Annotated in this window: 21 protein-coding genes and 1 tRNA gene; 10 read left to right on the top strand and 12 right to left on the bottom strand. The window is 50.9% G+C overall.

All coding sequences use genetic code 11. The annotated features are described in order from the left end of the window. Window positions 1-230 precede the first annotated feature (230 nt). Window positions 231-1,034, top strand: a complete 804-nt coding sequence (locus tag ACZ520_RS08855) for a TIGR02147 family protein (protein WP_088565330.1) — start codon at window positions 231-233, stop codon at window positions 1,032-1,034. 59 nt (window positions 1,035-1,093) lie between these two features. Here ACZ520_RS08855 and ACZ520_RS08850 read toward each other — a convergent pair whose 3' ends face one another. The 3 genes from ACZ520_RS08850 to ACZ520_RS08840 form a co-directional block, all read right to left on the bottom strand. Then, window positions 1,094-1,570: a VOC family protein gene (locus tag ACZ520_RS08850; protein ID WP_088565331.1), complete on the bottom strand. Its 477-nt coding sequence runs from the start codon at window positions 1,568-1,570 to the stop codon at window positions 1,094-1,096. A gap of 121 nt (window positions 1,571-1,691) precedes the next feature. Then, window positions 1,692-2,000, bottom strand: coding sequence for a hypothetical protein (locus ACZ520_RS08845; protein ID WP_088565332.1), 309 nt, complete (start codon window positions 1,998-2,000; stop codon window positions 1,692-1,694). Between the two features lie 128 nt (window positions 2,001-2,128). Then, window positions 2,129-2,204: transfer RNA gene (locus ACZ520_RS08840), tRNA-Gly, on the bottom strand. A 305-nt stretch (window positions 2,205-2,509) separates the two neighbouring features. Between ACZ520_RS08840 and ACZ520_RS08835 the strand changes: the two genes are divergently transcribed. Beyond that, a complete protein-coding gene (locus tag ACZ520_RS08835; RefSeq protein WP_232468526.1) occupies window positions 2,510-3,010 on the top strand; it encodes a hypothetical protein in 501 nt (166 codons plus the stop codon). On the opposite strand, the gene ACZ520_RS08830 is transcribed toward ACZ520_RS08835, so the two are convergent. From ACZ520_RS08830 to ACZ520_RS08805, 6 genes are all read right to left on the bottom strand, one after another. Then, window positions 2,991-4,067: an ABC transporter permease gene (locus tag ACZ520_RS08830; protein WP_088565334.1), complete on the bottom strand. Its 1,077-nt coding sequence runs from the start codon at window positions 4,065-4,067 to the stop codon at window positions 2,991-2,993. The two genes, ACZ520_RS08835 and ACZ520_RS08830, sit on opposite strands and share 20 nt — an antisense overlap. Further along, complete coding sequence (locus tag ACZ520_RS08825) at window positions 4,064-5,170, bottom strand: ABC transporter permease (RefSeq protein WP_464128250.1); 1,107 nt, start codon at window positions 5,168-5,170, stop codon at window positions 4,064-4,066. The genes ACZ520_RS08830 and ACZ520_RS08825 overlap by 4 nt, the downstream gene beginning before the upstream one ends. Beyond that, complete coding sequence (locus ACZ520_RS08820; protein ID WP_464128248.1) at window positions 5,167-5,907, bottom strand: ABC transporter ATP-binding protein; 741 nt, start codon at window positions 5,905-5,907, stop codon at window positions 5,167-5,169. The genes ACZ520_RS08825 and ACZ520_RS08820 overlap by 4 nt, the downstream gene beginning before the upstream one ends. After that, window positions 5,904-6,647, bottom strand: coding sequence for an ABC transporter ATP-binding protein (locus ACZ520_RS08815; protein ID WP_464128245.1), 744 nt, complete (start codon window positions 6,645-6,647; stop codon window positions 5,904-5,906). Before ACZ520_RS08815 ends, ACZ520_RS08820 begins: the two co-directional genes overlap by 4 nt. Further along, window positions 6,647-7,381 carry an efflux RND transporter periplasmic adaptor subunit gene (locus ACZ520_RS08810; RefSeq protein ID WP_088565338.1) on the bottom strand — a complete coding sequence of 245 codons (735 nt, stop codon included), beginning with the start codon at window positions 7,379-7,381 and terminating at the stop codon, window positions 6,647-6,649. The genes ACZ520_RS08815 and ACZ520_RS08810 overlap by 1 nt, the downstream gene beginning before the upstream one ends. Before the next feature lie 65 nt (window positions 7,382-7,446). Then, window positions 7,447-8,343: a hypothetical protein gene (locus tag ACZ520_RS08805; RefSeq protein WP_374032856.1), complete on the bottom strand. Its 897-nt coding sequence runs from the start codon at window positions 8,341-8,343 to the stop codon at window positions 7,447-7,449. Between the two features lie 194 nt (window positions 8,344-8,537). Between ACZ520_RS08805 and ACZ520_RS08800 the strand changes: the two genes are divergently transcribed. The 5 genes from ACZ520_RS08800 to ACZ520_RS08780 are packed head-to-tail and all read left to right on the top strand — an operon-like array spanning window position 8,538 to window position 14,400. After that, a complete protein-coding gene (locus ACZ520_RS08800; protein WP_417869347.1) occupies window positions 8,538-10,190 on the top strand; it encodes a methyl-accepting chemotaxis protein in 1,653 nt (550 codons plus the stop codon). 41 nt (window positions 10,191-10,231) lie between these two features. Next, a complete protein-coding gene (gene rffA / locus ACZ520_RS08795; RefSeq protein WP_416480715.1) occupies window positions 10,232-11,368 on the top strand; it encodes a dTDP-4-amino-4,6-dideoxygalactose transaminase in 1,137 nt (378 codons plus the stop codon). Beyond that, window positions 11,369-12,256: a glucose-1-phosphate thymidylyltransferase RfbA gene (gene rfbA / locus ACZ520_RS08790; RefSeq protein WP_464128239.1), complete on the top strand. Its 888-nt coding sequence runs from the start codon at window positions 11,369-11,371 to the stop codon at window positions 12,254-12,256. Between the two features lie 3 nt (window positions 12,257-12,259). Further along, window positions 12,260-13,246, top strand: coding sequence for a dTDP-glucose 4,6-dehydratase (gene rfbB, locus ACZ520_RS08785; protein ID WP_464128236.1), 987 nt, complete (start codon window positions 12,260-12,262; stop codon window positions 13,244-13,246). Further along, window positions 13,234-14,400, top strand: a complete 1,167-nt coding sequence (locus tag ACZ520_RS08780) for a glycosyltransferase family 4 protein (RefSeq protein WP_464128233.1) — start codon at window positions 13,234-13,236, stop codon at window positions 14,398-14,400. The genes rfbB and ACZ520_RS08780 overlap by 13 nt, the downstream gene beginning before the upstream one ends. On the opposite strand, the gene feoB is transcribed toward ACZ520_RS08780, so the two are convergent. Together feoB and ACZ520_RS08770 are read right to left on the bottom strand one after the other, a co-directional pair. After that, window positions 14,397-16,313: a ferrous iron transporter B gene (gene feoB / locus ACZ520_RS08775; protein ID WP_464128230.1), complete on the bottom strand. Its 1,917-nt coding sequence runs from the start codon at window positions 16,311-16,313 to the stop codon at window positions 14,397-14,399. The two genes, ACZ520_RS08780 and feoB, sit on opposite strands and share 4 nt — an antisense overlap. Continuing rightward, window positions 16,289-16,519, bottom strand: coding sequence for a FeoA family protein (locus ACZ520_RS08770; protein WP_088565345.1), 231 nt, complete (start codon window positions 16,517-16,519; stop codon window positions 16,289-16,291). The genes feoB and ACZ520_RS08770 overlap by 25 nt, the downstream gene beginning before the upstream one ends. 185 nt (window positions 16,520-16,704) lie before the next feature. On the opposite strand from ACZ520_RS08770, the gene ACZ520_RS08765 reads away from it, so the two are divergent. Then, on the top strand, window positions 16,705-17,763 hold the full coding sequence (locus tag ACZ520_RS08765; protein ID WP_464128227.1) for a BP74-related protein: 1,059 nt from the start codon (window positions 16,705-16,707) through the stop codon (window positions 17,761-17,763). On the opposite strand, the gene ACZ520_RS08760 is transcribed toward ACZ520_RS08765, so the two are convergent. After that, a complete protein-coding gene (locus tag ACZ520_RS08760; RefSeq protein ID WP_374032849.1) occupies window positions 17,753-18,247 on the bottom strand; it encodes a 6-pyruvoyl trahydropterin synthase family protein in 495 nt (164 codons plus the stop codon). The genes ACZ520_RS08765 and ACZ520_RS08760 overlap by 11 nt on opposite strands. A gap of 29 nt (window positions 18,248-18,276) precedes the next feature. Between ACZ520_RS08760 and queD the strand changes: the two genes are divergently transcribed. Further along, the gene (gene queD / locus ACZ520_RS08755; RefSeq protein ID WP_088565348.1) at window positions 18,277-18,639 is read left to right on the top strand and encodes a 6-carboxytetrahydropterin synthase QueD; all 363 of its coding nucleotides are present in this window, start codon (window positions 18,277-18,279) and stop codon (window positions 18,637-18,639) included. Between the two features lie 46 nt (window positions 18,640-18,685). Further along, window positions 18,686-19,633: a hypothetical protein gene (locus ACZ520_RS08750; RefSeq protein WP_464128223.1), complete on the top strand. Its 948-nt coding sequence runs from the start codon at window positions 18,686-18,688 to the stop codon at window positions 19,631-19,633. Window positions 19,634-19,635 lie beyond the last annotated feature (2 nt).

Here is a 19,635-nt window from a genome sequence, read left to right as displayed (position 1 = left end):
TTCATAGGCCACCTTCGGGAGGCAAAAACGCCGTCTTATCGCATTTAATGAGCCTCCATCACGCAACTGAGCTGTCCTTGCAATTCTTACTTAAGTGTCTAGATTCACGACAGGTTCCAAAATCGGAATCTCATGGAAACTTTTGGAACAAAATGCAGGACTAGAGTCACTCCTCTAGATGACACAGCGAAATTCAGATATATAAAGGGCGTCACAAAAGAGGAGCTCTTATGACCAAAAAACATCATTACAGAGACTTTATCCTGAAAGAACTTGAACGTCGCCAGCGCAAAAATCCTTCTTATTCTCTTCGCGCATTTTCCCGTGACCTGGAAGTTCCATGCTCTCGCCTGTCTGAGATCCTGAATGGCAAAGTCGGCTTGTCCGAAAGCCGCGCCGTGAATCTGGCAACCAAACTGAACCTTTCCCCTTCCGAGCGCGAATTCTTCGTGGATCTGGCTTTGTCAGAGCATGCGCGCAGCGCGGTTCTTCGTGAAATGGCTTTACAGCGTGTAAACGCCCGCGAAGAAGCTTTTGAGAAAATCGGTGAAGACCAATTTGCAGTGATTTCTGACTGGTACTATTCAGCCATCACGCAGATTCTGCAATTGAAAGACTTTGATCCGACAGTTGAAAACATCGCACAACGCCTGGGCCTGACTTTGGATGTGGCCGAAAAAGCCATCGAACGCCTTGAAGCCATGAAGCTGGTTGAAAAGAACGCCGAAGGCAAGTGGTCCTCTAGCGATGCGAAGTATTCATCCACCTATGGCAGCTCTTCCGTGGCGGCCCGCAATTACTTCCTGCAAATGCAAACCAAAGCCACAGAGGCCATGAGTGCGGATAACAAACGCCGCTGGGACATGGGTTGCACGATGGTTCCAACCAACCGTGAAAAAGCCAAAGAAGTGGCTGCAAAAATCCGCCAGTTCCGCCTGGAAGTGATGCAAGAGCTGCAAAACATCGACAACAAAGATGCCCTGTTTGCCCTTTCAACAAGCTTCTTTGAAATGACAGACGTACAACCCCACTAAATAAAAAAGGCGCAGGAGACTGCGCCTTTTCTTTTTCAAACCATCCTGCTTAAGAAACACTACTTCACCGCGGCTTCAAGCTGGGCGATATCAATTTTTTGCATCGTCATCATGGACTCAAAAGCCCTCTTGGCTTTGTCAGCATCCTTGCTGGTCGTCAGGTCCAGCAGAATTCTTGGTGTGATCTGCCAGGAAAAGCCCCAGCGGTCCTTGCACCAGCCGCAGTCGCTGGCAGCACCACCGTTATTGATGATGGCATTCCAATAGCGGTCGGTTTCTTCCTGATTTTCAGTGATCACCATGAAGCTGACCGATTCATTGGGCTTAAAAATCGGGCCCCCATTCAGGCCCACAAACTTGCGGCCCAGAACGGTGAATTCCACCGTCAGCTCCGTCCCCTGTTTTCCACCGGGAAAATCCCCCGGAGCGGTGTTCACACGACCCACTTCGCTATTGGGGAAAGTCTTTGCATAGAATGCGGCGGCCTTACTGGCCTCGCCGTGATCGAACCAAACACAAGTCACTAACTCCGTCATGGATTCTCCTTGGTGAACGATTTAAGAAGCTGAAAACCCTTTCAGGGTCGCTGAGCCTGCCCGGTGATGGCAACTGATCTTTACGCAACGTTCAGGGGGCACTTTTTAATGAAAACATTTTTTACATCTCGAACAAGACTAAAATCAAACCGACAACCCCCAGGCCCACGACCACGCGAAAACGCAGCATGAACGCGGGAATAACAGTTTCGATTTTATTCAGCAGTTGCTTCGAGGCCGCCGATCCCACTTGGGAATGAATCTCGCGGGCTCTTTTCACACCTTGCAGGGATTCATCCAGACGCAGCCCTGATCTGTGTGCGACTTTTTCCATTTCACCCATCAGGCGACGGTATTGAATCGTGGAGGCAATATAGATCACCACCGCAACACTGAATATCACCGCATAGATCACAGAAAACAGTCCCACGACAGAGGCTCCTTTGTTGTTTTTAAGAATACGGGATTTTGGGAATAAAAAAACCCCTGAAGTTTCCTTCAGGGGTTTTAAACTTTTTAGAATATCCCGGATGCGGTCACTCCAATTTAAAGAAAAATTGGAGCGGGAGACGGGGCTCAAACCCGCGACCTATGCCTTGGCAAGGCATCGCTCTATCAACTGAGCTACTCCCGCATCGTTTCGAGAGAACCAAAATTACTGTTGCCTGACCCTATTGTCAACGGGTAAAAATCAAAAAAATGAAAACTTTGTTGGTCGGTCGCATCAAAAAATGGATGATCTTTGCTCTCATAGGCTGTGTTGCCTATTTTACAGGCTATATTTGGGGGCAACACCAAAAACAAAAGACTCCGCCTCCCCCACCCGTTCTGAGCAACCCTGAATAGACCTGTCGAAAACGTCATCTAGGTTACCTGCTAAAAAGATGACTCTTGCTTGTGATCGCATAAAAGGTCCCTAAACACATTTTAGGAGACCCCATGCTGAAGCTATGGCTGTGCACTTTGACTTTTCTGACTGCCGCGCCACCCGCAAACGCGGCGCTTTTTTCCAACATGGAAGGCACCTATCGTGTGCTCTCCTGTGAAAATCTGGGAGCCAATCCTCATGAATCCCTGTGTGAATATTCGCAGATGACCGTGCATCCGATGAACGATGCCACGGCCCTGTATTTCTCTCGCTGGGAAAACGAACAGGAACACGTCCGATCTTTCGGATTGCCGGTTTCCACGCGCCACCACCCGCACAGTCGCTACTGCGAAAAGGGCGACGTCTATGCAGCCTACGAACGCCTTTCTCAGGGTCATGGTGAAGTCATGATCATGAAGCGCACCACAGATGACCTGTTTCATCTGTCCATCCATTTGCGCGCCGACGACTATGGCACACTGGATGTGATCGAAATGGATCTGGAGCGTCTGACAACCATGTCCCGTCCCGTTCCGGAGCTGAACCCGGGGGTTATGACAGCGTCGTTTTAAAGCGGCGCCAGCTTGCGGTGATGGCAATCACAGCCATCGCCACAAGAATCAGAACATTCGTCGTAATCAGCCGCAAATCCCCGCCCTTAAGCATTATGTTGCGCAGAAGTTCAATAAAATAAGTCAGCGGATTGATGTAAGAAAAAATCCGCATCACCCATGGCATGTTTTCCACCGGAAACACCATCCCGGAAAGCAGCACAGAGGGGAACAGGTATAAAAAACCACCCATCATGGACTGCTGCTGGTTCTTTGCGATCGTCGAAATGAAAAGACCGATTCCCACGGTGCAAAACACGAAAGCCACTGCTGCCAGCAAAAGCATCCACAGACTTCCCCGCAAAGGCATATCAAACAACGCCACCGCCACCCCGACAATCAAGGGAATATTGCTCAACCCCAACAGCACAAAGGGCACCGTCTTACCCAGAATGACCTCCTCGGGCGACACGGGGGCTGAGATCAGTGTTTCAAAAGTGCCCATCTCTTTTTCTTTTGTGATCGACATACTGGTCAGCAAAATCGTGATCAGGCACACCAGCATGCTCATCACCCCGGGAACCAGAAACAAAGCCGAACGCATCGCTGGATTATACAGAACCCGCACATCAAATCGCAGCGGAGGATCCTGCGGATACAGCGAACGCACAACACTTCCCATATAGCGCTCAATTCCCTGAGCGCGCGTGACGTTGGTGGCATTAATCAGAAGCTGCACTTCCCCCTCGCCGCGCCCCCTGCTGCGATCAAGGCCCCCCGTCGGCGCCACCAAAACGGCATCGGCTTCGCCTTTTTGAATCTGCTCATAAGGATTCGTCGTCTGAGTCCTGGCCGGAATAAACCAACCCGACGCCAGAGCTTTACGGTGAATCTCTTGCAGGGCGCTGTCATGGGGCGCACCAAACAACCCCAGGCGGATGTTCTTGGCCTCCGTGGACAAGGCCACGCCAAAGATGGTGAGCTGAACACACGGGGCCAGGAAAAGCAAAATGCGCATGCGCGGATCGCGCAAGGTCTGAAGAAACTCTTTTCGGATAAATCCCAGCAGTGTTTTCATGGTTCGACGTCTCTTTTAAATTTCCTGGTGGCCAGGGTGATCATCAAAGTAAAAAGCCCGCACAGGGCTAAAAACGACGGCAGAATACTGAAAAACCCGGCCCCTTGTAAAAACAGTGCGCGGCTGATTTCGATAAACCAACGTGCCGGCAACAGCATCGTAAAATAGAAAAAGAACTTCGGCATATGCTCGACGGGAAAGATAAAACCTGAAAGCAGTATCGTGGGCAAAAGCCCGGACAACATCGCAAACTGCATGCTGAGCTGCTGCTTGCGCGTGACCACCGAAATCAAAAGTCCCTGAGCCAGATAAGTCGAAAGGAAAATCAAACAGGCCAGCAGATACAAAATAAAATTTCCCCTGAAGGGGACAGAAAAAACCACCTGCGACATCAGAAACACAAAAAACACCGCGATGATTCCCATCACCGAATAAGGCAACAATTTTCCCAGGATGATTTCGATCGGACGCACCGGCGTGGAAAGCAAAAGCTCCATCGAGCCATTTTCCCATTCCCGGGCCACGGTCAAGGCGGTCAGCAAAATGGACAAGATGGCGATGATCGCGGCAGCAAGCCCCGGCACGACAAACCAGCGACTGTTCAGTTCGGGATTAAACAGGTAGCGCGTTTTGATTTCGACCGGTTCGCGAAATGTTCCAAATTCATTTTGCAATGCCCTTTTTTGAACCCCGCCCAGATAACCCAGTATCGATCCCGCAGAGGAATTATCAGCCCCATCAATCAGTATCTGAACCGCACTTTCATGCAAAGGCTTCAGGTCCCGCGCATAAGATGGCGGCACCAAAAGGGCGGCATGCGCCCGCCCCTCATCCAGATACTGCAAGGCCTCTGCAGGGCTGTGCACATAGCGCGACTGAAAATATCCAGAGCTTGTAAAAACCCGTTCCAACAAGCGGGAATTCTGCGTTTTGCTGGCGTCATGGATCGCCAATGAAATGCGCTCCATATTAAACTCAATGGCAAACCCGAAAAAAAGCACCATGACAACCGGCATTCCCAAAGCCAGGGCCAGTGTGAAAGGGTCCCGCACAATATGAAAAACTTCTTTCTGTGCAATGGCCCAGACGGAACGAATTCTCATCGTCCCTCCACTTCGGCAATAAAGACATCTTCCAGGCTGACATCGTGAGGGTTGTGATCCGGAAAGTTCGCCGCCTTCAAACCTTCCGGAGAATTCAGTGCAATCAACTCTCCGGATCTCATCAAGGCAATGCGGTGGCACTGCTCGGCCTCATCCATATAGTGAGTCGTGACAAAAACGGTTTTGCCTTCTTTGCCCAGGGCCCGAATCAGCGACCAGAACCGCTGACGGTAGGCCGGACTGACACCGGCGGTGGGTTCATCCAAAAACACGATCTCGGGATCATGCAACAGCGATGACACCAGACTGACTTGTTGTTTGATCCCGCCGGGCAGGTCTTTCACCAGGGTCTTTTCAGAGGCTTTAAAACGGATGAATTCAAGCAGTCGTTCTTTTTGTATTTTTAGCTGCTGCTCAGGAAGCTTTCTTAAAGACGCGGTGAAGGTCAGATTTTCCGCCACGGTCATATCATCATAAAGCGTGAATTTCTGGGACATGTACCCGACCTTCTTCTTCACCTCGAACGCCTGCCGTTGCACGTCCAGCCCGCAAACCCGGGTTTCCCCTTGGGAAGGCAGCAGCAGTCCGCAAAGGACCCGAATCGTCGTCGTCTTCCCCGCGCCATTGGCCCCAAGAAAACCAAAGATCTCACCCTTCTCAACCGTAAAACTGATATCCTTCACGGCATAATAGTCACCGAACTTCACTGAAAGGTTTTGCACCTCGACGGAGTTCATGGCGTCTCCTCGAGGGCGTCGTATTGCAGAAACACCTCATCAAAGGTCCGACACCGGCGTTCCTTTAAAATCTGCTCCGGAGTTCCCTCCAACAAGGCTTTGCCATCAAATAACAGATGAACTTCATCACACTTCAAGGCTTCATCCATATAGGAGGTCGTGACCAGGATCAGAATATCCTCATCGCGGATCAGCTCATGCAAAAGCTCCCAGAAATCACGACGGCTTAAGGGGTCCACGCCATTGGTGGGCTCATCCAGCAACAACACTTTTGGTGAAGACAGCAGCGAGCAGATCAAACCCAGCTTCTTGTACATCCCGCCGGAAAGCTGTGAAGCCAGACGATCGGTGAACTCTTCAAGCCTTGCCATGCGCAGAAGTTTGTCCCGGCGTGACTGATAGACCTGATCGGGCACCTGAAAAAGCGTACGAAAAAATTCAAGATGTTCATGAATGCTCAGCTCCGGATAAAGACTTTGGGTCTGAGGCATATAAGCTATGTGTTCGCGCAAGTCTGAAAAAGACACCGGCTGATCTTCGCGCCGAAAGATGATCTTGCCGCCGTCGGCCTTTAAAAGACCCATCAAATGGCGCAGGAAGGTGGTTTTACCCGCCCCCTCAGGTCCAATAACCCCATGAATGACCCCCGGAGAAAAGCTCATCGTCAGGCCTTTTAAGGCCTCCGTCGTGCGCAGTTTTTTAGTGAGGCTTTCGACGGTGATGGCGATAGTTCCAGACATCAGTCCTCCGCCATCCACTCCAGAGTCATTCCGGGCTTCAGAATGCCTTCGGGGTTTTCAAAACGGATCTTCACCGCATAAACCAGCCTTGTTCTTTCGTCCCGGGTCTGCACGTTTTTAGGTGTGAACTCGGCTTCCGGATTGATGTAAGCAATCACCCCGGAAAATTTTTTATCGTCCATCTCCGGCAGGCGCGCTGAAACTTTTTGATCCATCTTCAACGGAGAGATCCGGTCATGGGGCAGATAGAAATAAGCGTAAACTTCAGAAAGGTCCCCCAGCGTCAGCAACTTCGCTCCGGGTAAAACCATTTCACCGGGTTCGAAGTACGTCGTCAGCACAGTGCCTTGGATGGGCGCTGCGACTTCGCACCACTTGAAGCGGGTCTCGATTTCATCTTTGCGATTTTTGATCTGATCGTAACTTTCCTGGGCGATACTGCCACCGCGATAAAGTCTTACTGCGCGGTCATAATTCTTTCTGGCAAGGTCATAACCCAGACGAATTTCTTCGCAATCCAGTTTCACCAGGGACTGACCTTTTGTAACTATCTGTCCTTCTTTGACAGGAAATTCAGAAATCACGGATGACACCCGGGCAGGGATGTCCACTTTGGTCACCTCCACGGTGCCGGCATAGGAAAAATCAGATCGGAACAGGAAGGTTTTGGCGAGATAGGCCAGAAGCAAAAGAAGAAGAACTGCGACAAGAGGTATCAGCTTTTTCTTAGACATAGGAAAAAGCCTAAAATAAAAAAAGCCGGGGGTCACCCGGCTTTCATGACGAAATGTCGTAAGTCCTAGTTGGCAGGTGCGAACCAGCAACGAGGGCGAACACCCGCGGTATCACGAGGTGCATAGCAAGAACCGGATTTGTAATCGGAGTTGCTCAGCTTTTCGCTTTCTTTAGCCACACACAACATACCCGCAAAGTAAGTGTCCAGACGGCACTGAGTCGCAGGGTGTCTGTCGTCAGTGCGGGAAACCACGTTCTTATCCGGAGTACCGAATGTCGGAGCGGAGGTTTCTTTACGCAAAGCCTGGAACAGGTTTGCCACAGATTGACCCGCCAAAGAAGTTCTTAGACAGATCAGACGATCTTGTTCATCCGGGAACTGAGCAGTACAAGCTGCTTCAGCCGTTGGATCCAAATCAAGATCCTTCAGGATTGCTGCGTTGTCGTCTTCAGCAAAGAAGCGGCGAAGACATTTCAAAGAAGCGTAATAGTCAGAGCCACCTTCGTTGGTCGCCCAAGCGCCACCGAACCAGCTTTGCATTTTTGGAGCACCACCGTTGTGATGACCGAACTCATGGCACGCAACCAATGCGAAACCTTCGATGTTTGTCGCCGCATGACGAGCCAAACCACCGTACATGTTCAATACTTGTGTATTACCGGATCTTTGTGCGGAAGCATTTACAGTACCATCATTCCAAAGACGGTTGATTTTCAAGCGATCCCCCATCGCTTCAACGTCCTTCGCGAACAATCTTTCAAGACGGTCCAAAACCATGTTGAATTGTTGTTCAGTGATACCACCCACGGTGAAAACACCAGCTGGGATGTACAAGTTGTTCTCTGGAACGAATCCGGAGCACAGTGTCACAGATTCAGATGTCGCTGTTTGGTGTGTGAAGCCTACAGTTGCAACCAATGCAACAACGGCCAACGCACGACGTAGTGTCGTTTTTGTCATGACTTTCCCCTCCTTGAGTCTAGACGTTAAAAAAGCCTATCAACATGATGCGGACAAACTCAAACATTTAAATAAGTTATGAAGCGCTGCACCTTGGTCTGGAAATCAGTCAACCGATTTTGATTAAAGAATTGCAATGCAATTGACGAACAGAATCAAGTCAAAGTTTTTCCAACACTTATTAGGAGTCGTCCATGAATTCTTCCTCGTCTTGGTTCCGCGGTTTGCGCGGGCGTCTGTTGTTCTCGGCCATCTTGCCCGTGATCGCATTCGCTGTCCTCACCACCATCTCTTGGCGTTCAATGAACAGCCTGGGAACCATGCTGACAGGCGCTTACACCGAAGTCGTACCGAACATGGACGCTCTGGGTCAGTTGGGCATGCAGCGTGCCCGTATTGGATATTTCATCTGGGCCGCCCTGGCCAACGATGAAGACCAAAAATCCCGTGAAAGCTTTATCAAACGCGCCCGCAGTGCCTTTGATGAATTCAAAAAGTTCGAAGAAGTTTATGCCAGCACCAAGTTCACTGAAGATGAAGCCAAGAACTGGGCGAAACCTCAGGCCATCAAAGACTCCTTCTATAAGTTAACAGAACAGATGATCTATCTGCTCGATCAAAATAATGCTGTCGCCAACAAACAAGTTCACACGGCAATGAACGGTGGTGAATGGCACGTGATGGCCATCGCCTATCAGGATGCTATCGCCGCCAACATGAAGCTTTACCGCGAAATCTCCGCAGCCAATGACAAGCTACAACAGGACGAGCGCAAGTTTCAGGCTCAACTGCTGATGTTGATCTCGGCTTTGTGTGCGACACTGGTGTTCGGTATTTTAATGTGGATCGCTTACCGCGTTTCCAACACAGTCAGCACTATCGCCACGGGTCTTTCTGAGGCCGGCACTCAGGTTTCCGGCGCGATCACGCAGTTGACGGCGGCAGGACAGACCCTTTCCCAGTCCTCCACTGAAGCGGCGGCCTCCCTGGAAGAAACTGTCGCCTCTTTGGAAGAAATGTCCTCGATGGTTAAAATGAACTCCGACAATGCAAAGCAAGCGGCGTCGCTGTCCCAGTCCTCCAAAGACTCGGCAGAACAAGGTCAGAACGAAATCACTCTGTTGATTTCCTCCATGAACGATATTTCCCATTCCTCCAAAAAGATTGAGGAAATCATCAGCGTCATTGATGACATCGCCTTCCAGACCAACCTTCTGGCATTGAATGCGGCGGTTGAGGCCGCTCGCGCTGGCGAACAAGGCAAAGGCTTTGCCGTGGTGGCTGAAGCGGTTCGCGCACTGGCGCAACGCTCCGCAGTTGCTGCAAAAGACATCACTGTTTTGATCAAAGACAGCGTTGAAAAAGTGGACCGCGGCTCACAAATCGCCGATCGCTCTGGCGAAGTTCTTCAGACCATCGTGACCTCCGTGAAAAAGGTCGCTGACCTGAACAACGAAATCGCCGCGGCAAGTTCGGAGCAAACCACCGGCATTCAGCAAATCAGCAAGGCCATGAACCAACTGGATCAGGGGTCTCAGGCAAATGCGGCCTCTTCTGAGGAGATTGCGGCGTCGTCTGAAGAAATCAGCGCCCAGGCCCAGCAGATGCAAACCATGGTTGTCAGTCTGAATGAAGTCATCCAGGGCGCCGGCAAACACGAACCGGCACCAGCCGCAGCAGCCCCTGCACGCCCGTCTGCTGACAAAAAAGTCATTCCGTTTGCGAAGAAAGCAACCAAATCTGCGACTCCGACTCCACGCGTGGAGAAAAAGTCACAGGGCAGCTCCGTCATCCCGTTTGATGATGACGAGCCCCGTGGCAAAGTAGGCACCACCGACGGCTTTTAATTCTTTGCTCCCCCATACCCCTTGCGCTACTATGGGGGAGCATGAAAATTCCATTCAATTTACCGCCTAAAAGCTCGAACGAAGAGAAGTACATTTCTCAAGCCATCTCCAATAAAAAACTCAGCGGAGAAGGTCAGTTCAACAAAAAATGCACCGAGTGGTTCAATAAGAATCTTCCGACTTTGATGACCGTGATCACCCCGTCCTGCACCTCGGCCCTTGAAATGGCCATGGTTCTGGCTGACATCGGTCCGGGCGATGAAGTCATTCTGCCCTCTTTCACCTTCACCTCCACCGCCAACGTCGTGGCCCTGTATGGCGCCATTCCGGTTTTCGTGGATGTGGATCCCAAGACCATGAACATCGATGTTGATGCTATTGCCAAAGCCATCACCGCCCGCACGCGCGTCATCATGCCGGTTCACTATGCCGGCGTGGGCTGCGAGATGGACAAAATCATGGAGCTTGCAAACAAGCACAACATCTGGGTGGTTGAAGACGCCGCTCAGGGCATCTTTGCCTCTTACAAAGGCAAGGCATTGGGAGCTTGGGGACACATGGCGGCTTTCAGCTTCCATGAAACCAAAAACATCGTCTGCGGTGAAGGGGGCGCCTTGACCATCAACGATCCCCGCCTGGTGGCGCGTGCGGAAATCGTGCGTGACAAAGGGACCAACCGTCAGCAGTTCCTAAACGGTCAAGTGGACAAATACACCTGGCAGGACAAGGGATCTTCCTATTTGCTTTCTGAACTTTCCGCCGCCTTCTTGTTGTCGCAACTGGAAGAGGGCGAAAAAATCACGGCTCGCCGAATGGCGATCTGGAAGCAATACTACGACGGCATGGCGGATCTGGAAGCCGCTGGCAAAGTTCAGCGCATGACGGTGCCTGCGGATGCCAAAGCCAACGCGCATATCTTCTATTTCCTGCTGCCGACCATGCAAACACGCATTGAGCTGTGGACGCACCTGAAAGAAGCCGGAATCCAGTCCACGTTCCATTACGTGCCACTGCATTCCGCCCCTGCGGGTTTGAAATACGGAAAAGTCAGCGGCAGCATGGCTGTCACTGATGATCACTCGGCCCGTTTACTGCGCCTGCCTTTGTGGGCGGATATGACAGCGGCGGATGCCCAATTCGTCCTGGACGAAGTTAATAAATTTTTTAAGGGGAAGTAAATGAAGGGTATTATTCTTGCCGGCGGAGCCGGCTCTCGCCTGTACCCAATGACCCGGGTCATGACCAAACAGCTTCAGTCCATCTATGACAAGCCGATGATCTATTATCCACTGAGCATTCTGATGCTGGGTGGGATCAAAGACATTCTGATCATCACATCGCCGGATGATCAGCCCTTGTTCAAAAAACTGTTGGGTGATGGCTCCCAGTTCGGCATCAAACTTTCTTACGTGGTTCAGGAAAAGCCAAACGGTCTGCCTGAAGCCTTCGTTTTGGGTGAAGACTTTATCGGGAACGACGATGTCTGCCTGATGCTGGGGGACAACCTGTTCTATGGCGATCTGACCTTCTTCCGCGAGGCTATCAAAGCTCAGAAAGAAAAAGCCGGCGGCCTGAATGGACGCGTGTTTGCCTACTATGTGGCGGATCCTTCTGCTTACGGTGTGGTTGAATTCGACAAGAACACCAAAAAAGTCAAATCCATCGAAGAAAAACCAAAGGTTCCAAAATCCCAGTATGCCATCCCGGGTCTGTACCTGTTTGACAAAACAGTGGCCAAACGTGCGAAAGCCCTGAAGCCCTCCCCGCGTGGTGAAACTGAGATCGTGGACCTGATCCTGAGCTATCACAATGAAGACACTCTGGGTGTGGAAATGATGTATCGTGGTCTGGCGTGGCTGGATACGGGCACTCCGCGTTCACTGCTGGATGCTGCATCCTTTATCGGCGCCATCGAAGAACGTCAGGGCATGAAAGTGGCCTGTCTGGAAGAATGCGCTTACCGCATGAAATTCATCACACTGGAACAACTGCAGAAGATCACGGCTGACTTGCCGAAATGTTCTTACCGCAGCTACCTTGAAAAAATCATCTCTGAGGAAATCTAGTTCATGAAACAGACAGTTCTACTGACCGGTTGCGCCGGCTTTATCGGATCCAACTTTATCAAGACCATCACCTGCCGTGACAGCATCAAGGCGCAGTATGACTTTGTCATTCTGGACGCTTTGACTTATGCCGGCCGCCTGGAAAACATTCAACCCGAACTGGATGCGCACAAACACCTGACTTTTGTTAAAGGTGATATCCGCGACACGAAGCTGGTTCATGAGCTTTTCCAGAAATACAACTTCAGCGGTGTTTTAAATTTCGCAGCCGAATCCCACGTGGACCGCTCGATTGAAAACCCGAACATCTTCGTTGAAACAAATGTTCTGGGCACTTTGAACCTGCTGAAAGAAAGCTTGAATCTTTTTGAAAAGAATCCGTCTTTCAAATACCTGCAAGTTTCCACAGACGAAGTTTACGGCACTTTGCAAATGGAAGATCCGGCCTTCACTGAAGAAACTCCGATCACGCCAAACAGCCCGTACAGCGCTTCCAAAGCCAGTGCGGACCTGATGTGCCGTGCGTTCTTTGAAACTTACAAAATGCCGGTGGTGATCACTCGTTGTTCCAACAACTATGGTCCTTATCAGGTTGAAGAAAAATTCATCCCATTGATGATCAAACGTGCTTTGGCCAACGAAAAGTTGCCGATTTATGGTACGGGCATGAACATCCGTGACTGGATCTATGTGGATGACCACAATGAGGGCGTATGGCTGGCCTTCACCAAAGGCAAAGCTGGTGAAGTCTATAATCTGGGTGGAAACTCGGAACGCCAGAACCTGGATGTTGCCAAGATGATTCTTAAACACCTGGGTAAGCCTGAATCACTTTTAAGCTTTGTGACCGACCGCAAAGGCCATGATTTCCGTTATGCGATCAACTATTCCAAAGCGCAGAAAGAACTTGGATGGAATCCAACCGTGCGCTTTGAAGAAGAAGGCCTTGGCAAGACCATCGAACACTTTAAATCCCTATGGGCGAAATAAAGGTTCTTCACTGCATCCAGTCCTTAAGCTGGGGCGGGCTTGAAATTTACACAACCGAACTGATTCAGAAGCTGGCGGAGACCGGCCTGAATCAGCGCGTGCTGTGTTCGGCCCACTCGCGTGTGGCCGAAGAGCTGAAAAAAACCTCGGTGGAAGTCATCACCTTCCCCCAGAAAAAAATCTCGAAGCTGCAGGAAGCCCGTTTGATTCGCAAGATCGTGCGGGAAAACGGAATCACTCACCTGCAATCCCACACCCGACTGGATATGTGGGCTTGCGTGCTGGCACGCTGGAACTCGTCCACCCCCAAACACGTTTATAATCTGTACATGAATGCTCCGGCAAAGAAGGACTTGTTCCACCGCTGGATGTTTTCCAAAGTCGATGCTTTGTGTTCATCATCTGAGTTTGTATTAAGCGAGGCTCGCAAAAACTTCCCGATTGCTCCATCCAAGCTGACTTTGATGCGCTATGGGCGCAAAACGGAAGAGTTCAACTCCAACCCGCAGGCCCGCCTTTCTTTGCGTGAAAAGCTGGGACTGAAACCTTCCGAGCTGGCCTTTGGAACTTTGTGCCGCCTGGATGCCGGTAAAGGCGTGCGCGAGCTGGTTGAAGCTTTGGACCATCTGACCGATGATGAAGTACAAAAGATTCATATGGTGATCGTGGGTGATCCCACGATTGAAAGCCGCGACAGCAACGGTCAGGTGACTTACGAAGCTCAATCTTTGGAACTCAAAAACTGGATTGAACAAAAACAGCAAGAGCCGCGCCTGAAAGGCCACTTGCACCGCATTCCTTTCCAACGCGACTACATCCCGTACATTGATGCTTTGGATGTGTTTATCCTGGCTTCCTACAACGAAACCTATTCGTTAAGTGTGCTGGACGCCATGCTGATGGAAAAGCCGGTGATTGGCACTGATGCCGGTGGAACGACCGAACAGGTCGGTAAAAATGAACGCGGCTATCTGGTTCAACCCAAAGATCCCAAGAGCCTTGCTCAGGCTTTGAAGTTTTATATTCAGAATCCAGAAATGGCCCGCGAACAGGGCAAAAAAGCCCGCGCCTGGACGCTGAGCCAGCACCGCTGGCAAAGCACCCAAGAACAGACCCTTAAATTGTACAAAGATTTGATGAAGGGCGTCCGCTAAGGAACGCCCAGGAATCTCAAAGACTGAACCACGACTACGACCAAAACGTAGGCCGCGACGTTAAAGACCACAAGCTGCATCATCGCAAACTTCCAGGAGCCGGATTCACGAATCTGCACACCCACCGTGGACATACACTGTAAAGCAATCAGGAAGAAGATCATAAGACCAATCACCGAGCTGACGGTGAAGATCTTTTCTCCGGCGGCATTGGTGGCTGTACTCATCTGAGTCAGCAAGGCCTGCTGCTGGGAATCCTCATCGGTGTCCGTGATATTGAAAGTCACTGCCATGGAGGACACAAACACCTCACGCGCGGCAAAGGCTGAAATCAGACCCACACCCACACGCCAGTCCACGCCCATCGGCTGAACCACCGGCTCGATAAACTTACCCGCACGCCCCACATAACTTTCTTCCAGCTTTTGGTGCGCATCTTCTGTTTGATAATTCGGGAAGGTTGTCCCCACCCAGATGATCACCGCAAACGTGAAGATGATCGGGCCTGCGCGCTTTACGTAGGACAAAGTGCGAGTCCACGCCTGACGCAAAATCACGCGCAACTTAGGACGGCGATAGATCGGCAGCTCCATCATAAAGAAGGACGGCTCGGTGCGCGGGATGAATTTGCTAATGATACCCGCAGCAAAAGCGCCCACCACGATGGAACCCAGATAAAGTCCCGCCATTGCAAGGCCGGCATACAGCGCCGACTGACCATGGAACAGAAACGCAATACACAAAGCATACACCGGCAAACGCGCCGAACAGCTCATCAAAGGCACCACAAAGGCCGTGATCAGACGATCTTTGGTGGATGGGATATTACGAGTGGCGATGATCGCCGGCACCGCACAGGCAAAACCTGACAGCAAAGGCACAAACGAACGACCGCTCATTCCCAAGGCCGAGAACGGACGATCAATCAAAGTCGCTGCGCGCGCCAGATACCCCGTGCTTTCAAGCAGGCCAATGGCCACAAACAAAATGAAAATCTGCGGAACAAAGACCATGAACGCAGCAAAGCTGGTCACCACGCCGTTTGCCAGGAAGTCCGCCCACAGCGCACCCGGCCCCCAGGCTGCCACAGTTTCAGCAAAACTTGTGAACCATCCATCGATCAGATCCATAAACGGAGCTGCCAGCCAGAACACGCTGGCAAACAAACCACCCATAATCAGAATAAAGAACAAAATACCAAACCAAGGATGCAGCAAAACGCGATCCAGTTTTTCCGTGGTCGCAACGATGCGGTTCAGACGCTCTTGAGCATGATCGGTTTTATGCTGAAGAGCTTCCTGCGCAATGCGCTCGCACTCTTTCAGTTTTTCTTCCTGCTGGGCAAAACCCCATGGAACAGGACGGGAGGGCTTATGGGACGAGCCCAGTTTTTTCGCTTCAGCCACGATCTCAAGCAGACCCCCTGCCAGCAGACCATCAAAAGCCAGAACCTTGCAGCCAAATGTTTTTTCAAGGTAAGCCAGATCCAGATCGACCCCTTCGCGACGAAGCAGGTCGGACATGGTCACAACCACCAGCATCGGGAATCCGGTTTCTTTCATCTGCATCACCAATTGCAGATGACGGGACAACTGAGTGCCGTCAACCACCACGACGATACCATCGATTTTATCGACCTTGGGATTTTCATAGATCGAGCGAAGAGTCACCCACTCGTCAGCACTTTTCGGGTGCAGACTGTACGTGCCCGGCGTGTCCATGGCCTGCAAACCTTCACCCAAGTGAGAAGCCAGATGCCCCAGGGAAAACTCCACAGTGGCTCCAGGATAGTTCACGGTTTTAAAACGGGAGCCAGTCAGCCAGTTATAAAGTGTCGTCTTGCCGGAATTTGGAGCCCCAACAAGGGCCACACATTTTTCTGCGATTGCTACTTCAGCGTCACCAGAGCGCATGCCGCCTCCTCTTTTCTCAGGGCCAGGAAACTGGTGTTAAAACGAATCAGCAAAGGACCTCCGAATGGAGCTTTCCCCAAAATAGTGATGATAGAGCCAACTCTTAAACCCATTTCGTGCAGACGTTCACGCAAAACATCCTCACCGGCAAAACCGGTGATTTCGACGGACTGGCCTGACTTGATTGTCATGTCGTGTAAATTCATGTTTTCCCCTGACGATATGCTTAGTTAAGGGGTCCAGAGCCTAAAGGGAAGTCCTTTGACCACCCCCTTAACCATTGAAAGCCAATTGAAAATAACTATTAAGAAGACTCACATTCCTGAGGCTTAAGTCTGGTTTTTAGGACCTTTGGTTAAGTTCAAACCCAGCCTACCGATCCGAAGTCTATATGGATTTTGGTATTAAGACTTCAATCGGTATTGGCAGCTTGATCCTAATAACTTCCCTCACTGCGGGAGCTTCGCAGGTGTTTTACAGCCCCTCGCTGTGCGCCCCGGAACACCTGACCTTGTTTGTAACCAATAAAACCAATGAACCACAGCGCGTATGGACCCAAGTGCGCTATGGCGCCGAGATCGACGAACGCCACAACGACCTGGAAGCCAAAGCCCAGATCAAAATCCGCGGCACCAGCTTCCTGCCGGAAGCTCAGGCTTTTTCCGTCAAAGCCTGGGATAAAAATGTCATTCAAGTCACAAGCTCCTGCGATGATTCTTTCAGCACTCCTTTAACCGACACGGCATCGCCTGAAGTCACGCACTGGCTGCCGTCTTCGGTTCAAAGCGTGAAGCTTCACTTGTTGAACCTTTACTTAAAACCAAACGCTGTCCGCCTGAAAGCCTTCAACCGCATGGGCGCCGTGATTGGCGAGAAAGAACTTACTCTTGAGAAGTATTATGATACATCGACATTCAAGTGGAACTTGAACCATGCCGTGGCCCGCATTGAGGTGCAAGGAGCCGAACGCCTGCATTCGGTGCTTAGTTATGACAATGGCGCTGGCGAACAGGTCAGCCCGTCGGTGGCAATGAAACCTGTGACTTTACCCGTGGATACCACGAAAACTTACTTCCTGGTTTCAACCAAAGACCCCCAAGCAGACGAAGCGTTTGTGATTGCCTTGGACAAGCCTGAAACTATCGCCACGGCTCGGGAACAGATTCGCAATCCAAATTTGGAAAAAATCGTGGTGGCGGGAATTGAACTTGGAAATGGTGGATTCAACCGTGCGTTTCTATCCCGCGACAAGGCTCCCTATTCGTGGTCAGTGAACCGCGTGGATGCCTTTGCCGACTTTGCACATATTGATTGTGATGGCAGTCCTGAATTGACCGAAGAGCGTCTGGAACAAAAACTGAATGAAGGCGGACGTATTTGCTTCTGGCGCTACCGTGTGGTGCGCGAGCTGTCAGCCTCTGAAGTTTCCAACGGTAAACTTAAGCCCTAGACGGCACCACCGTAGAGGCCCCCTGCCCTGCGGTTTCGGCAACATACACACGCACACTTTTCACACCATACTGCTTGAACTCTGCAAAGAATTCTTCAGCCAGCAGACGCGATAGCTGTTCCACGCTGGTGTTTGTCACAGGCAACAGGGACACTTCTTGGGCCGGAAACACATAAAAACGATCGCGGAACGTCACTTCCAGTGAGTTTCCGTTTTTTTTAAACTTCATGTCTTTTTGCTTTTCCGGCAGCAGCACCATTTCGTCCCACTGATCCAGACGGGCTTTGATGTATTTTTTAAAGACATTGAAATCAAGGAAGTAGCCGTCCGAATGCAATTCTTCTTCGGAAGGTGTTTTGATGTCGACTTTAACCTGGTAGTTATGACCATGCAGGCGCTCTGCGTGTGTTTCATCAAAGATCAGAAAGTGCGCGGCAGAGAACTTGAAATTTTGTTTTGCCAAATGCAATGTGGTCGTGGACATACTCACCTCGGAATGACTATAGTATTAGCATGAAATTCGAACTGAAACAGCATTTTCAAATTGAATCGGCGCGATTCCTGCCTCACCTTCCGGCAAGCCATCCATGCTCTCGCATGCACGGGCACAGCTTTAAGCTGATCTTGACCCTGGTCGGCGATCTTGATCCCAAAATCGGCTGGGTGATCGATTACAACGACATTCAGGCTCTGATGAAACCGTTCCTGGATCAGATTGATCATCGCGTGCTGAACGAGGTTCCGGGCCTTGAAAACCCCACGTCCGAACTTTTGGCAAAATGGCTGTATGACAAAGCCCGCCCGGTTCTGCCAACGCTGGTGAAAGTCACAGTGGCGGAAACCCCGGCCACCGAGTGCTCATACCCTGTAATTTAAGCGCCCCTCTGTTCCTGCGAAGTCGCCCCATGAAATACTGGGGTCCATGCCGGGACTTCTGATTTTTCTTTTGATCCTGTTTCCATTTCATAGCTTCGCAGATCATCTGGATCTGCTGATCTATCGTGCGCCCGCCCCGCTAAACTGGCAAAGCCCCGGCCGCCTGGTGCGCAGTATGACCAAAAATCTGAGTGCTCAAGTCGATGGAAAAGATTATCCCCACCCGATTTCCCACGTGAACATCCGGCTGCAATGTGGCCGCGAAAAACCGGTCTATCGAGGCATGACTTCCATCAAGTCCAATGGCGCTTATCTGTGGGACTTTCTGGTGAAAGGTGTTTCACTGGACACGATGCTGATCAACCAGACCGGACGCAGCTACACAGAACAAGAAATCCTGACTTGGTTGAAGCCTTTGACGGAAAAAGGTTATGTCCGACAGTTTCGATTGATTCTGAATTCAGACCAATGCACACGTCTGCGCCGTTATGTGGATCTTTACCAGTCCACGGGCTTAATCAACATTTACGGCGGACTGCGATCTGATCCCTTGCTGGGACAGGGTGCGGGATGCTCGGCCTTTGCGGCAAGTTTCTTGCGCGTTCTGGATCTGGATTCCACAAAATTACGTCAGGCCTGGCAGCGAACGTTGCGCATCCCTTTAGAGCTATTGAGTGTTAAACACGAGCGGGCCCGTATCAGCTTCCTGGGATACCTGCGCGGCAAAGACCGCCCCTGGGCTTCGCCTCAAGAGCCCCACATCGTCTTGAAATTCTGGGATCCTGAAAAGATGTTTCACTGGGTCGGTGGTTCATATCGCGAGTGGGACGTCCGAGACCATAACTCGCCGTCAAAGCCCCTTTTACCCTGGTCACGCGAGGTCTTTGAAAACACAGTGCAGTATCACTTCACCAACCGGCGCAGGCTTCTAACAAAAGAGGAGGTGCTTAACACCTCCTCTAAAACATGTCGTAATTTTCAAAAATGCCCGTAAAT

It is taken from the genome of Bdellovibrio sp. BIS2 (assembly GCF_055398295.1).
This window is presented reverse-complemented; position numbering and strand designations above follow the sequence as displayed.